The 13100-nt window shown below is 65.6% G+C and carries 15 protein-coding genes; 8 read left to right on the top strand and 7 right to left on the bottom strand.

Annotated features, from left to right (window positions below; all coding sequences use genetic code 11):
* Nucleotides 1–258: 258 nt before the first annotated feature.
* Together AC069I_RS17395 and ltrA are read right to left on the bottom strand one after the other, a co-directional pair.
* On the bottom strand, nucleotides 259–879 hold the full coding sequence (locus AC069I_RS17395; protein ID WP_478265835.1) for a pentapeptide repeat-containing protein: 621 nt from the start codon (nucleotides 877–879) through the stop codon (nucleotides 259–261).
* A 130-nt stretch (nucleotides 880–1009) separates the two neighbouring features.
* Nucleotides 1010–2785 (bottom strand): group II intron reverse transcriptase/maturase, encoded by a 1776-nt coding sequence (gene ltrA, locus AC069I_RS17390; RefSeq protein ID WP_478265834.1) that lies wholly within the window; start codon nucleotides 2783–2785, stop codon nucleotides 1010–1012.
* Nucleotides 2786–3680: 895 nt separating this feature from the next.
* On the opposite strand from ltrA, the gene AC069I_RS17385 reads away from it, so the two are divergent.
* Nucleotides 3681–4043, top strand: a complete 363-nt coding sequence (locus tag AC069I_RS17385) for a hypothetical protein (RefSeq protein WP_478265833.1) — start codon at nucleotides 3681–3683, stop codon at nucleotides 4041–4043.
* A gap of 85 nt (nucleotides 4044–4128) precedes the next feature.
* On the opposite strand, the gene AC069I_RS17380 is transcribed toward AC069I_RS17385, so the two are convergent.
* On the bottom strand, nucleotides 4129–4818 hold the full coding sequence (locus AC069I_RS17380) for a TetR/AcrR family transcriptional regulator (RefSeq protein WP_478265832.1): 690 nt from the start codon (nucleotides 4816–4818) through the stop codon (nucleotides 4129–4131).
* A gap of 96 nt (nucleotides 4819–4914) precedes the next feature.
* Between AC069I_RS17380 and AC069I_RS17375 the strand changes: the two genes are divergently transcribed.
* The 4 genes from AC069I_RS17375 to AC069I_RS17360 all read left to right on the top strand — a co-directional run bounded on the left by AC069I_RS17375 (nucleotide 4915) and on the right by AC069I_RS17360 (nucleotide 8027).
* On the top strand, nucleotides 4915–5466 hold the full coding sequence (locus AC069I_RS17375; protein ID WP_478265831.1) for a hypothetical protein: 552 nt from the start codon (nucleotides 4915–4917) through the stop codon (nucleotides 5464–5466).
* Nucleotides 5467–5963: 497 nt separating this feature from the next.
* Nucleotides 5964–6203 (top strand): hypothetical protein, encoded by a 240-nt coding sequence (locus tag AC069I_RS17370; protein WP_478265830.1) that lies wholly within the window; start codon nucleotides 5964–5966, stop codon nucleotides 6201–6203.
* 173 nt (nucleotides 6204–6376) lie between these two features.
* Nucleotides 6377–6781, top strand: a complete 405-nt coding sequence (locus AC069I_RS17365; protein WP_478265829.1) for a hypothetical protein — start codon at nucleotides 6377–6379, stop codon at nucleotides 6779–6781.
* Between the two features lie 628 nt (nucleotides 6782–7409).
* On the top strand, nucleotides 7410–8027 hold the full coding sequence (locus tag AC069I_RS17360) for a DUF6624 domain-containing protein (protein ID WP_478265828.1): 618 nt from the start codon (nucleotides 7410–7412) through the stop codon (nucleotides 8025–8027).
* Between the two features lie 19 nt (nucleotides 8028–8046).
* Here the strand turns inward: AC069I_RS17360 and AC069I_RS17355 are convergent, their stop codons facing one another.
* Nucleotides 8047–8871 carry an SAM-dependent methyltransferase gene (locus AC069I_RS17355; RefSeq protein WP_478265843.1) on the bottom strand — a complete coding sequence of 275 codons (825 nt, stop codon included), beginning with the start codon at nucleotides 8869–8871 and terminating at the stop codon, nucleotides 8047–8049.
* A gap of 636 nt (nucleotides 8872–9507) precedes the next feature.
* Between AC069I_RS17355 and AC069I_RS17350 the strand changes: the two genes are divergently transcribed.
* From AC069I_RS17350 to AC069I_RS17340, 3 genes are all read left to right on the top strand, one after another.
* The gene (locus AC069I_RS17350; protein WP_478265827.1) at nucleotides 9508–9774 is read left to right on the top strand and encodes a hypothetical protein; all 267 of its coding nucleotides are present in this window, start codon (nucleotides 9508–9510) and stop codon (nucleotides 9772–9774) included.
* A 772-nt stretch (nucleotides 9775–10546) separates the two neighbouring features.
* A complete protein-coding gene (locus AC069I_RS17345; protein ID WP_478265826.1) occupies nucleotides 10547–10783 on the top strand; it encodes a hypothetical protein in 237 nt (78 codons plus the stop codon).
* 399 nt (nucleotides 10784–11182) lie between these two features.
* Nucleotides 11183–11623, top strand: coding sequence for a hypothetical protein (locus AC069I_RS17340; protein WP_478265825.1), 441 nt, complete (start codon nucleotides 11183–11185; stop codon nucleotides 11621–11623).
* Between the two features lie 6 nt (nucleotides 11624–11629).
* Here the strand turns inward: AC069I_RS17340 and AC069I_RS17335 are convergent, their stop codons facing one another.
* The 3 genes from AC069I_RS17335 to AC069I_RS17325 form a co-directional block, all read right to left on the bottom strand.
* Complete coding sequence (locus AC069I_RS17335) at nucleotides 11630–11803, bottom strand: hypothetical protein (RefSeq protein WP_478265824.1); 174 nt, start codon at nucleotides 11801–11803, stop codon at nucleotides 11630–11632.
* Nucleotides 11804–11976: 173 nt separating this feature from the next.
* The gene (locus AC069I_RS17330; RefSeq protein WP_478265823.1) at nucleotides 11977–12339 is read right to left on the bottom strand and encodes a histone-like nucleoid-structuring protein Lsr2; all 363 of its coding nucleotides are present in this window, start codon (nucleotides 12337–12339) and stop codon (nucleotides 11977–11979) included.
* A gap of 234 nt (nucleotides 12340–12573) precedes the next feature.
* Entirely contained in the window at nucleotides 12574–13056 is a 483-nt protein-coding gene (locus AC069I_RS17325) for an NUDIX domain-containing protein (RefSeq protein ID WP_478265822.1), read from the bottom strand.
* Nucleotides 13057–13100 lie beyond the last annotated feature (44 nt).

Below are 13100 nucleotides of genomic sequence, written 5' to 3'. Positions count from 1 at the left end.
TCACTCCCGTGATGCGCCGGGCCTTGTCCGCAGTGACTGAACAGCCGCGTCCCGATCTGGTCGTCGTTTGACAGCGGGCTCGATCAATAGCGAATGTCCGCTCATGCCGCAGGTCCGGCGTTTGAGAGAGCGTGCACGTGCCGAGAGGAGCGTCTTCAACTGGGCTTCGATGAACGCGGGATGGTAACGGGGCACGCCCCGTGGCGACTGGTTCCCTGAAGCAGGCCTCGTTTGCTCATCGACGATGCGGCGTCTCATTCACCGTCGTGCACTGGATGGCTTCGGCTCAAGCGTCGCCGCGCGAATGATGCTCGATCCCTGGAGTTGCCAGCCAGACGGCAACTCCACCGGTGTACCGAGCGATGGCACATCCGCCACGGCGCCGGTGAGATCGATCTCGGGCGATTCCCAGCCGCGCTCCCGCATCGCTTCAGCCGCGTAGCGGTCCATATCGAGCACGCAGTCTTCGAACTCGATGCCTGACTTGAACGTCGCCTGTGACATGTCCGCCTTGCCTGCGAACTTCGACTGAATGAAGGACGCACCGCCCGCGAAGGTGGCGTCCTGCAGGCAAAGTTTATAGAACACGCAGCGGGTGAAGATGGCCCGATCGAGGAAGGTCGCACCTTCCAGCCGCGCGACGATATCGAACGACGTGTCGAAAAACCACACCTCGTCATGGAACGTCGCGCCCATGAACTTCGGAGTGGAGATGAACTGGGCGTCGTGAAAGAGTGCCTTGCCGATCGCGCATTCCCTGAGGTCGAACTCAATCAGGGTAGCTCCACGGAGATCCAGGTCGTACGGTTGATCCCGAAGCAGGCTGGCGAGAAGGTGCTGGACGGTGATCCGGACCTGCCACTCCTCATGCTGTCGCACATCGGAAGCAGCAGGAAGCCGGTATCGTCCGTTCTTGAGTTGCTCCGGGACGAGATGTCGGGTAGCCGGGACGCATTGCTGCGCCCCGGCCCCCTCAGAACCGGACGTGCGGCTTGGCACCGCATCCGGCTCAAGCAAGCCGCGAGGGCGTTGCGGGTATTCGTGGGTTTTCCCTGCGTTGTCGGGCGTGTAGCCGTTGGTTGCAGGATTTGTGGACCAGGCGTGTTCTTTCGCCGTCCTGCCGACCGTTTCCCTGGTGGACCAGGTATTCGGCGGCGATGGCTCTGCGCGCGGTGCCCAGCCACCATTTCTCCCACTCGCGTGGAGACTCCGGCGGCTGTTCCTCCGTCAGCAGATGATCTCCGCAGAGGGGGCAGCGTCCCTTCTGCCTTGAGAGCAGGTTCAGGTTGTAGCTGTCCAGTGGCGGTTTGACTCGCCGTCTGCGGGATCTCCAGTAGTCAATCAGATCGGGGTCATCCGGAGATGCCCGTCCCGTGACCACTTGGTGCCGGACGATTTTTGTCCAGGAAAATTTAGTCAGGTGGATCGGTCGCCCGTTCCGATCTAGCGTGTCACGAGCCCCGAACACCCAGCGGTCGTTCCTGAACCTGTTGAACTTGCCGAAGTAGCGGCGGATGACCCATCTCTTCGACTTGTTAGAGTGGCCGCGCTTCGCCCATTTGTAGAGCAGCTTCCACGCGTAGCTATCCAGCGAGTCGAATGTCTTGCTGGACACCACTCCCCGGTAGTAGGCGGCCCAGCCCCGGATGATGGGGTTGAGTCTGGTGATAACCAACGCTGCGTTACTCCCGCGTAGTGCGCGAGTTTCGGCCGCGAGCCGTTTCCGGATTCGCCTGACGGCCTCCGGGCTTGGCTTGATCAGCAGTTTGCCGTTGGGGTAACGGCGGACGTTGAACCCCAGGAAATCGAATCCTTCGGTGAGGTGGACGATCCTGGTTTTATCCTCGTTGAAGGTCAGCCCCCTCGGGGCTAGCCATCGTGCGAGGTCGTCCTTGACCTGTTGAGCCTGCTGCTGACTGTGGCAGCATACAACCAGGTCATCTGCGTATCTGACCAAGACCGGCGAGGTCCGCTTTGTCTTGCCCATCCATGTGACGGACTCGTAATAACGGACCCCCGCGGCCGTTTCCAGCCCATGTAAGGCGACATTCATCAGCAAAGGGCTGATCACTCCACCTTGCGGAGTTCCCTCCTCGGTGGGCGAGAACAACTCGTCCTCGATCACCCCGGCTCTCAGCCACTCCCGGATCATCTCCCTGGCGGGGAACGTCCCGAGCGTGGCCAGCAGGTGTTCGTGGGCGATCTTGTCGAATGCCGCTGATAGATCGGCATCCAGGACCCACACGCGCCTGTTGGCACCTCTGAGGGTGACATGAAGAGCGCCGATCGCGTCCGCGCAGCTCCGACCTGGCCGAAATCCGTAGGATTTCGGTTCGAACCGAGCTTCCCATTCGGGTTCCAGCGCGTTGCGCACCCGTGCCTGGTGGCACCGGTCCACGATCACCGGAATACCCAGCGGACGCCGTCGCCCATTGGATTTGGGCACATAAACTCGCCGGACGGGCTGAGGGATCCAGGTGCCCCGGTTGGTGTGAACCCGCCGGGCCACCCTCATCCGCTCAGACGAGGTCAGCGCGACCTCGCCGTCGATCCCCGCCGTCCGGCGTCCCACGTTGTGCTGCGTCACCTGTCGCACACTCACCAGCGTGTTCGACCACGACCGCAGCATCATCTTCTGCAAGGACCGGACGGTGGCCCAGTCCTCTTCCCGCGCCGCCTTGAAGATCCTCCGCCTGAGCCGCCCTACGTTCTCCTCGTGTGCGCGCCAGACTATGGCGTCCCATTCGGATGCGCCTTCGGGTCCGTTCACCTTTTCGGTGTCCAACTTGTCCCTCGGTTCGGGTCGTCTGTCAGCCTCAGTCTTCAAAGGCTCACCTGCCCACGTCAGCACCCTTTCGGGTCCAACCTTCAGGCTGGTATCCGGCCAGTTCTCTTCCCATGACCGCCTTGGAGTGGCGGCTAGCGCATGGAAAGCCTTCCTGTCGCCTTTCGGCCACCGGCATTAGCTTCTTGGGCATCCTGCCCCCGCTGGAGATTTACGCCCCCCTTGCGGTCGGCCTACCGGACGAAATGTCCGGACTCCATCGGGATTTCCACGTTCCACACCATCGAGATACGGCCGGATTGGGTGCCCCTTTAACCCCGGAGCCAGCGGTGTTCACACAGCCGACTGCCTTTCCCCGGCTGCCGCTCGCCGCCTCTTCCAGCGGCTAGGCTCTGCCACCCGGTGGTGCTTCCATCCACCCAGGTTCTCCGTCACGGGGCATCATCAGGGATTCACTCACGTTCACCCGCCCGGCCTTCCCCTCGCCCGGTGCTCCCCGGATGGATCGGGGCCCTTGGGCTTCTTCCCTGGGCTTCGCACCCCAGCAGACAGGATCTGCGGCGCACGCCAGAGCGGGGACGGGCATCGAACACTTACCCGGAGTTATCCACCCGGCATAACCGGACCTCCAAACAAATAGCTCACTCGATTAGTGCGACTTCGTGTCGCACAGGGCATCCGCAGGTAGGAACAGAGCACGTTGATCACAACCGCGCGGCGACCGACGTCATCCCGCGCCAGCCGTTCGAGTGCGTAGAGCCCGCCGAGTCGGACCGGTGCCTTGTCAGACCCGATCTGTTCCACCGCTTGGACGTAGAGGTCCGTCAGCCGCTGCTCACGCGAGTCGAGTTCAGCGGCGTCCGCAGCTCTAGCACTCTCGTGCAGCTGAATCTCTGTGGACCGCTGCCTGCGGGCGGCCATCCACAGACGCGCCACACCGACAACCCCGCTCGAGACCGAACTCCACGGCAGCAACGATCAGCTCAGCACTGAGCTCCACTTCCTGAAAGCCCGCCACACCGAGATGTGCCATGAGCGCGACGAATGGCGGGCCACCACGCACACCCTGCTGCGCGCCATCCAAGTCCTACGACTGGAGAACAACCAGCTCCAAGCCGAGAACCGGGTGCTCACGCGGCAGCGCGACGACGCACGAACCGGCTCGGCCACCGGCCTGCTCGTGGTGCCGCCGCTACCCTCAGCGGTCCGGCGGGCTGAGTCGGCCAGCGAGCCCGACCATCAGAGGCGACCGGATTAGGGCTAACGACAAGCTAAACCTCTCCGTAACACTGAATCGGAGCGGCCGCACGGGGCGGCGACTGGTCTGACGCTGGGCGGCGTGTCTATGACCGGGCAGGGAGTCGGGCTTGCAGGCCATCCAGGATCGTCTGGAGGCCGAATTCAAGTTCGCGGCCGGAGGTGGTGGCCGGGTCGTCGTCGGTCCATCCCTCGCTGAGGGCGCGCAGCCGCGGGAACTGCATCGCGATCTCGGTCATCCGTGTGGCCCTGGCCTGGTCGTCCTCGTCACCGGCAGCGCGGCCTAGTCGTGCTTTCCACGCAATCTCGGACGCCGCGCCGAGAGCGGTGCCCAGCACGAAGGTGAACACGACCTTCATCGCCTGTTCCGCGTCTCGTCCCGTGAACCCAGCGGCTTCGTAGATCGCGAGCAGGTGGTCGTCGTGACGCGCTTTGCCTGGGCCATAAACAAAGTGGGTGCTCATGGCAGGCACCAGCCAGGGGTGCCGCAGGATCATCGTGTACATACTGTTGGCCATCGCAGTGGCGGCGGTCCGCCAGTCAGCGTCCAGGTCAGGCAGTTCGAGTTCACCCCATACCGTGTCGGCGGCGAGCACGACGAGATCGTCCTTGCTCTGGACGTGCCAGTAGACCGAGGTCGCGGCCGAGCCGAGCCGGCTACCCAGCTGCCGCATGCTCAGGCCTTCGACTCCGTCCGCGTCCAGCAGTTCGACTGCGGCTCGGACGATCTGTTCCCTGGTCAAGGTTTCGCGCGGCATCTGCTCAGGATAGGCCACGACTCGCACGGTGTTCGAGAACACACTTGCACACTGTTCGAGTGCTCCCTACGGTTGAACTCGAACAGTGTGCAAGTCCAACGAAAGGGAACTCCAATGGCGCCGTTCGCCGTCGTTGCCGCATCGACACTGCAGCTCGCGCTGGCAGCGACCTTCGTGGTCATCCCCGTCGTCGGCGCTCTCCATGGTCCCCGCGCCCAGCGGGCCGCCGAGACCGAGGTGGTGAGGCAAGGCTTCCCGGCCACACTCCTGGCCGAGCGCGGGGTCAACTTCGGGACCAGCCGCGCCAGCGTCGTGGTCGCGGTCGCGATCGGTCTGTGCATCGCGACGCTGGCCTCGCTCAACCTTGCCGGAAACGGGGCGGGTCAGCTCCTGTCGTGGATCTTCCAGCCGATCGTTCTCATCCTCGGATGCGTCATCATGCCGGGCGAAGTGTTCGTCACGCGCTTCATCACGTCAGCCTTCGCCAAGTCCGATGATCCGACACTGCGAAACCTGGAAGTCGCGGCGTTCGTCAACGCCGCGGTGACCACCGTCCCCGCCTGGTACCGCTACGTGATCGCACTACGCCTGGTGCTGGCAACAGTGGGCTCACTGCTGGTCATCATCTTGCTGGCGATTCCTTCGGCGAACGCCCACTTCGGTTAACGACAAACTGGGACGATGTCTGCAGAATGGCTAACTAACGCAGCGATGGCGCTGGCATTGCGCCGCTGCTGACCCTGGCTCGAATCCTGGTGGCAGAGTCCGCGGCAACGCGTTGCGCCGCTCGCCAACCCAACAGTCCAAACCATGTACAGAAGTCCGATTTTGGCTGGTAGACCCACGCGCGCTGAGGACGAGAGACCGGTACCTCCCGCGTCGACTGTGCCTGCGGCAGTGGCACCGGCGGCCGGAGTACGGCCATCACGTGGCTGTCCCTCGAGCGCGCATCCCCGATGCCTCCCACGAGCCGATCCGGTGGCCGTTCCAAGGGGCCTTCGCTCGTCCAGCCAAGGTAGCCCGGACGGCCCAGTCGCGCCGGATTTCGTAGCTCACCCGGGGTCGTCACTGCGGGTTCCGCGCAGGGCGCCGGGGGTGGCCTGTTACATGCGCGGGATGAAATACGACATCACCGGGACGACAAGCACAGGAGGTGTGGCTGGATGGGGCCTGACCGAAGGGTTCAGCTGCGCTGGGCGAGCGCGACGGTGACAATCGACGGCGTCGACGGACGGGCGGAGACGCTCAGCTATTCCGGCATCGCGCTCGTCCGCCACCACGGTGACCGCGTTGTTGGGAAGGCGTGGCTGCCCGTGGGGAACGGGGAGCCGACCTTCGCCGACGACGAAGCATTGATCGTCGCGCTGCGCACGGCCTGGTCGTGGAGCGTCGCGGCGGCGTGAGCCCGGCGATCCAGTGAAGGTCGTCCCTCACACGAGACCGTGGAAACGTCGCCGGAGTCCGAGGTCGTGGAGCCGGATCGTGATCGCGGCAAGGCTTTCCGCTGCCTGTTCGCCGGATCGCCCGATTGTGTCCTGAGTGGACAGTCTGGCCAGGTGTGTGGACGCTGGAGTGCGTGGACAAGGCCACCTGGCCCGCGTTCCCGGCCGCGCGCGGTATCGACCTCGGCGACGAGGTCTGGCTCAGCCCGTCTCAGCTCCGGCACGACGGCGAGACAGCCACCTTCCACGCCCACCGGATCTACCGCGGCGGGGTCGAGATCGGCACGATCGACTACCAGGTCTGCCACGCCTGCCGGACCGCCCTGGTCGGCGAGCTCGAACTAGTCGACGATGCGCAGCGGCACGGGATCGGCAGACGCGTCCTGGACCGGCTCCGCCGCAACCTGCCCGGCTACCGCTGGGCGATCACACCGGAGAAAGCCGCCGCCCGACCGTTCTGGGACGCGATCCGCGCGGCCAATCCCGGCGAATACGACCTCGGCGTCCGCCCGCAGGGCTGCACCCACCTGCTCTTCTGAGCATCACCATCACACGCCGGCGTCGAGATCCGCCGCAATGTGGACGGTCTTCCGACGACGATGCTGCGGGCGCCGCCCCGCCCGCCGAGCACAACCACCCTCGGCACGGGCAGTCCTTGTTCAGGGACGAAAGGCTACGTGCGCGGACGACTGCCGCGTTCATCAGCGAACAACTCACCGGCCACGCGTCATGGTGGCGGCGGCCCGGCGACGATGTCCTGCTGGCCGCCGCGCACACCTGCCTCTGTTCAGCAGCGGTACTTCACATGCCACTCCGAGCCAAGCGGCACGTTGCTGACCTTCACCCACCGTGGCCCCTTGTATTCGTACCACCCCTGCTCGGCGATGCAGCCTCGGGCGACCCAGTACCCGTCGGCGTCCCTGACGTGGGAATCACGTGAGCTCTTGCCCGGCGCCAGCGTTGTCCAGCTGCTGGAGTCGTGCCGTTCAGCGCCGAGCCACAGTGGGTGTACCGGTGGTCCTACGAGCCCGGGATGTGGGCGGAGATGTTGCACGGCAACGGCTTCAGCACCATTCATGCCCACGTCGTGACCGCGCCAGACCAGGGGAAGCTGGGAACCTTGATCGTCGAAGCAGAACTGCCGACCGCTGGGCTGGAGCGTGCAATATGAGTGACAGCGACGAAACCGATGATCTGGAGATCCTTCGTCAGGAACTACTGCATCGCGCCGAGACCGACCAAGACGCACGCCAGGAGCTCGACCCCAGTCATCCGACGGGGCTGCAGTGGCAACGGGTACGTGAGGTCGACGCGCGCAACACGGCGTTCCTGGCCTCGGTGATCGAGCGTGTCGGCTGGCCTGGCGCGGGGTTGGCGGGCTCGGCGGCCGCGCACGCGGCGTGGCTGATCGCCCAGCACGCGCCCGCGGAGCAGCGGGCGCGCTGGCTCCCGCTGCTCGCCGCGGCCGTCGACTCGGACGACGATGTCGCGGTACGCGACCACGCCTACCTCGCCGACCGCGTCGCCACGGACACGCGGCAACCACAGCGCTGGGGCACCCAGTCCCTGTGCTTCCCCGGCAGAGGATGCCGCCTCTACCCGCTCGAGGACCCGGCCAGGTTGAACACACGGCGCCAGACGATCGGGCTGGAGCACCTCACCGAAGCCGACATCGCCGCGGCGTATCCCAGCTACGCCAGCATCGACGCCACGCAAGGTGTAGTAAGCGGGTCGTCACCGACGTCCCCGCTGCTCGAGGACCGCACCGGCGACTCGACCGGCTAGAGGCAGAAGGCCAGACCGATCAGCGGGTGCGTGCCACGCCGGCCAGGCCGCGTGACCGGGCGGCGTCCTTGCCGGCGCCCGCGATGTCGGGGTGCCATTGAGGTAGCCACACCAGGCCGGGCTCGACCAGCTCCAAGTCTCCGAAGAACTCGGCGATCTGCTCACGCGACCGCATGATCGCCGTGTGGTTGGTCCGGCGCCCGTATTCCTGCGCCACCTTCTTGCCCGCGTTCTGCGTCTCGACATCCTCCGGCGCGACATGAATATGCGACACCGCCAGGAAACTGCCCGGCGGCAGCATCGCGCGGTGGAACCCGAGCGCGGCGTGCGGATTCTGCTCGTCGGGCATGAAATGCAACAGGGCCACCAGCAGCAGCCCGATCGGCTGCGTCCGGTCGATCAGGCCCGTGTCGAGCACCCGATCCCACAGCAGACGCCGGTCGAAGAAATCGGCGTCCAGCGCGGCATGCCGGTTCGGGTCCGCGGTCTGCTCCAGCAGGATCTGCGCGTGCGCCCGGGCAATCGGCTCGTTGTCGATGTAGACCACCCGGCATTCACCCGGTGCCACCTCATCGGCGACCTCGTGCACATTGCCCTGCGTCGGCAATCCGGAGCCAATGTCCACGAACTGCCTGACCCCGTGCCCGACCATGAAACGGACAGCCCGGCCGAGGAACGCCCGATTCGCACGGGCGAAATCCCGGATCTCCGGCAGCACCGCGAGCTGCTGCTCGGCGAACGCCTGATCGACGGCAAAGTTGTGCGACCCGCCCAGCAGGTAGTCATACACCCGCCCCACCGAGACCTTGTCCACCGACGCGGCCACACGGGCGGCATCATCCATGCTCATCACGTACCCCCAGAGTCATCTCGCAGGCGGCGCATCAGTACCGGCACACTACCGGGACCGGAAACGGCTCGACGCCCGAACCGGCACGTCCGGCGGCACCGACATGCCAAGCTCCGACTGAGCACGAATCCCGGTCTCCGATTTGACCTGGTCGTGAACGAAGTGCCGTCGCCACGTGCCACAGGCCCGACGCTGGCTCGAGCAGAGAGTTCCAGCGGCGCGGCGACGATGCCGATGACAGGTAGCGATCACCACGTGTGCGTACGTCGGACCCGAAGGGCTGAGATTGCGGTCCGGGTCGGGTGACTGAGGCCGCGTGTCTGCTCGACAGAGGGGACGGCGTCCGGTCGTCTTCGCTTCATGGGCAAAGGACACAGGCTGAAGAAGCAACGACGTGGGCAAACTGCTCCAGTGATCGTGCAGCAGCCGCTGCCGACGGGAAAGCAAGAGCGTTCTCTCGGGCCGCGGCGGCTCGAGTACATCGATTCGCCGGAAGGGCCGCACCCGGTAGCTGCGCTCCGAACTCTATTGGAGGGCCGCGCCGGCTGGGTCGAGCAACCGCCGGACTGGGCCATTGCGCAGATGTGATTCGAGCGACCGGCCTCGCTGATCGGGGGCGAGCGCGACGATGTGTACGGCATCGCGCCGACCACCCTGCTCGTGTGTGCGCGAACCATCGACAAAGACGGCCTTCTGCGGGATTTCGAGATCTCCGTGGAAATGGCCGGCCGCAGCGGAGGCGGATGCGCCGACCACGAGGCTCCGAAGACCAAGACGTTCCAGCTCGACGACGATGGCTTGGCAGGCCTGTCCCGGGAACTCGACGCCATCGAACAACACACAGCGAACGCACCGGACATGCTGGCATGCGCGGACGGCCCGGGTCTTTGCCTGTAGGCGCGCGCCGCGTTCATGGCACAGCGCGCCGGGCAGGCAGCGGGTCCGGTGAAGTGCCCGGCAACAGCAACCTGACCGCGCAGCCGCCACGGGCGCGCAACGCTGGTCAGAACCGGTGCGGGTCGAGCTCGCCTGGTAGGAGGACCGAGATCTGCTCAGGCGTTAGGCTGCGGCTCTCACCGACGGTCTGAGCCAGCGGTTGGAAGCGACCCCGGAGATCCCGCGTTGTCGTGGGACTCCGGGGTTCGCGCTTCTGCGGGTTTGCATGCGCGTGGCCAGGCTCCCGTCAAAGCCCGAGGTCACCTGGCCTCGCGAGCGCACCGGAACCTCGGGTCGTCACGAGTGCCCGGCCAGGGTCACCCGGTCCGGTGCTAGACGGGCTGCAGCGTGGGGCGAAGGATTGGGACGTGGCCGCGAGTTGGCGGTCGAGCACGGTGCCGGCGGGGACAAGGCCCGCTCGCCGGTAGAGGTTGTCCGTGCGGGAAGGGCAGGCCCGGGGTGACGGCCGGGAGTCCTCGATCTGGGCTTTTTCACGATGGATGCGTAGCGCCCCGGCATGCGGAGCTGGGGGCGTGAGCGCACCCGCGGCCGTTCCGTGGGTGGCGCACGCCGTGCCCTGATCAGGCGGGCACTGGTGTGGGAGGACGGTCCCGCGTCCGGCGGGCGGGTCCCGATGATCTTCTCCGTCTCTCGCTGTGTCCTGCCCTGCGCGCACCGCGTGGCTCCCTGCCGCGACCTCGCGCGCCCGGATCCGGGAGGGAGGTGAATCGTGATGGGCAAGGAAACCCCGATGGACAAGGAGTCCGCCGACCGGATCTCCGCGGCCGCGGACCGCGACCCGGCATCTCCGACCGCGACCAGCGGATTCGATGAGCGGGCTCAGGCCGCCGCCGACCGCAACGAGGACCACGACGACGAAGACGAAGACGAAGACGAGTGGCCTCATCCGTGCCGGGCCGCGCGTGATGCCGCGGCCCGGCACGACGTACGTTCGCAGCGCGCGCCGTGATGCGCGCGCGTGGCCCGTCGGCGTCACCCGCGGTCGGGGCTGCCCGGCCGCGGGATCGGACCACAACAACGCGGGAGCCAGCCGCAGCGGCGCCAACATCATTGCGGTCCGTGACGCAGGCAGGCGCACGGCCGCGAACCGGCGGCCTGCTGACTGCGCGAAGGCAGCGCGGGCGTTGGGCTCAAAGCCACGTTGCCCTGGTTTTCATGGCATGAAAGCAGAATGAAAGCGCTCCCAGGATCGTAGGGGCCTGGCTCCTGCCCAGCGAATACGCATCCGTCTTCCGTCCTCCACCATTGCTGTCGGGTGTTCACCTGACAGAAAACGGTACTCGACATTGGTAATTTGATGATCAAGCGCGGCCCGTTCTCCCGGCCGGCAGATCATGAGGGGATTGTCATGAGAGTTCGTTCGAGGCTTGTCGCATGTCTTGTGTCGGCGTTCATGGTGCTCGCGCTGGCGTTCGTCGGCGCGGGATCCGCGGCGGCGGACCAGTCGAAATCCATCTCCGGGAAGTCGCCGGACGGCGGTGCGAGCTTCAGCGGGACACTGACGTGGACCGGCCGGGGCAGCTTCAAGGCCGACATCACGTTGAAGGACGCGAAGTGCGACGGGAACCCCGTCTACTTCTACTTCATCATCAACAAGGGGTGGACGAGCGAGTGGCAGGGCAAGCGGCGCGACAACAACGAGGGCTGCGGCAAAACCATTACCTGGAAGGGCATCGCGGGATCTGACACCAACGGCATCTACGGTCCCACGCTGCGGGTGTGCACGGACATCCGGCCGGGGGTGGACTCTTGCAAGGAGTACGGCTACGACAACCCGTACTTCCCGTAACCGGCCTCACCCGCCGATCGGCCCGGACTCCCGGGCCGATCGGCGCGGCGCCCTCCGGGTGAGCGCCCAGTAGCCAACGCCCGCGACGGCGAAGCCGACGAGGAACGTGCTGTCGCCCACCCACGGCAACACCCTCGGCACCGGCCCGGTGTAGACGGACTGGTTCGCGAACAGGGCCACCGACACAACGAGCGCGGTTACAGTCGACAACGACCGCCCGGGACGAGTAGTACAGCGATGGTGCATCGCCATCGGAGAAGCCGACCGGTCTACCTGGACATGAACATCCGGAAACGCCGTCGAAGGGGAACCCGACCCGTTTCCCCTTCGACGGCCGGTCACCGCACCAGCAGTTACTTCTTCTTATGGTACGCCTCGACAACCTCGGACGGGATCCGTCCACGATCGGACACGTCGTACCCGTTCTCGCGAGCCCAGGCACGAATGGCCTGGTTCTGCTCGCGGTCGGCCGCCGTCGGTGCCTTGGATACCACCGACAACGCAGCCGTAGCCGTGGCCGCAACGGCCTTACGCTTGCGTCCCCCAGCTCGGCGACCGTGTTCGACATACTGTTCGAAGATGTCACGAAGTTCTTCCGCGTTCTCCGCGGACAGATCAATGTGGTACATCACGCCATCGAGACCGAACTCCACGGTCTCGTCCGCTTCCGTGCCATCAAGGTCATCGACAAGACTTACCGATACTTGCTGAGCCACGCCACGTCCCTCCAGAATGAGATATCGAACCACAGAATAGTACCCACAAACCAGACCCGGCTATCCCATGGCTTCGTATATTCGAAGCGGCGACGGAAACAAACTTGTCCCGTCACGATCCCGCGGTCCTGGCCACAGGGAAACCTGACTGCGGGGCGGTGCTCGCCGAGAGCGTTCCACTCAGGACTGTTCATTCCGGTCTTCGTCTATCGCGAAACCGGAGTTTCGTGGGGCTCAGTCGGTGTCCTGCTCTGCGTGGCGCTGCAGGATCGTGAGGATCTCGATACCCTGGATCCGCGAGTCGTCCGAAACTCCGTCTGCGTGCGCGAGCTCCTCCGCGTTGAACCACTGCACGGCGGACTCTGCGTCGTCGGAATATTCGCCGTCCGGTTCGGCAACGTACACGTGATCACGATGGACGTGGGGTACACCGGTGTGGTTATCGGGCCCGGCCGGGACCTCGGCGATCCACCACGGGCCCGCGATCGTGTGGTGTGGAAACCGGGCCGGCAGTGACAGCGGCAGGAGCCTGCACCGCACCCCGGCCTCTTCGCGCACTTCGCGCACCGCCGTCTCGCCGATGCTCTCCCCCGGTTCCTGATGGCCACCGGCCTGCAAGGTGATTTCCAGGCGGTGGTGCCAGGCAAGCCCGATCACCCACCGCATCTGCCTGCGTTGCAACAGAAAAGCCGACGCTGTCTGCTCTGCGATCGTCACGAACCACATTTCCCATCTGCCAGATCGCCCATACAACCCTGTCA

The sequence above is a fragment of the Amycolatopsis sp. NPDC043885 genome (genome assembly GCF_056435685.1).
The sequence above is the reverse complement of the archived record's forward strand: the minus strand, read 5'-3'. Positions and strand labels throughout refer to the sequence as shown.

Coding starts and splice junctions, on each gene's coding strand:
- AC069I_RS17360 (WP_478265828.1), top strand. CDS start 7,410: ATGAGTGACAGCGACGAAACCGATGATCTGGAGATCCTTCGTCAGGAA.
- AC069I_RS17355 (WP_478265843.1), bottom strand. CDS start 8,871: ATGGATGATGCCGCCCGTGTGGCCGCGTCGGTGGACAAGGTCTCGGTG.
- AC069I_RS17370 (WP_478265830.1), top strand. CDS start 5,964: ATGGGGCCTGACCGAAGGGTTCAGCTGCGCTGGGCGAGCGCGACGGTG.
- AC069I_RS17340 (WP_478265825.1), top strand. CDS start 11,183: ATGAGAGTTCGTTCGAGGCTTGTCGCATGTCTTGTGTCGGCGTTCATG.
- AC069I_RS17375 (WP_478265831.1), top strand. CDS start 4,915: ATGGCGCCGTTCGCCGTCGTTGCCGCATCGACACTGCAGCTCGCGCTG.
- AC069I_RS17345 (WP_478265826.1), top strand. CDS start 10,547: ATGGGCAAGGAAACCCCGATGGACAAGGAGTCCGCCGACCGGATCTCC.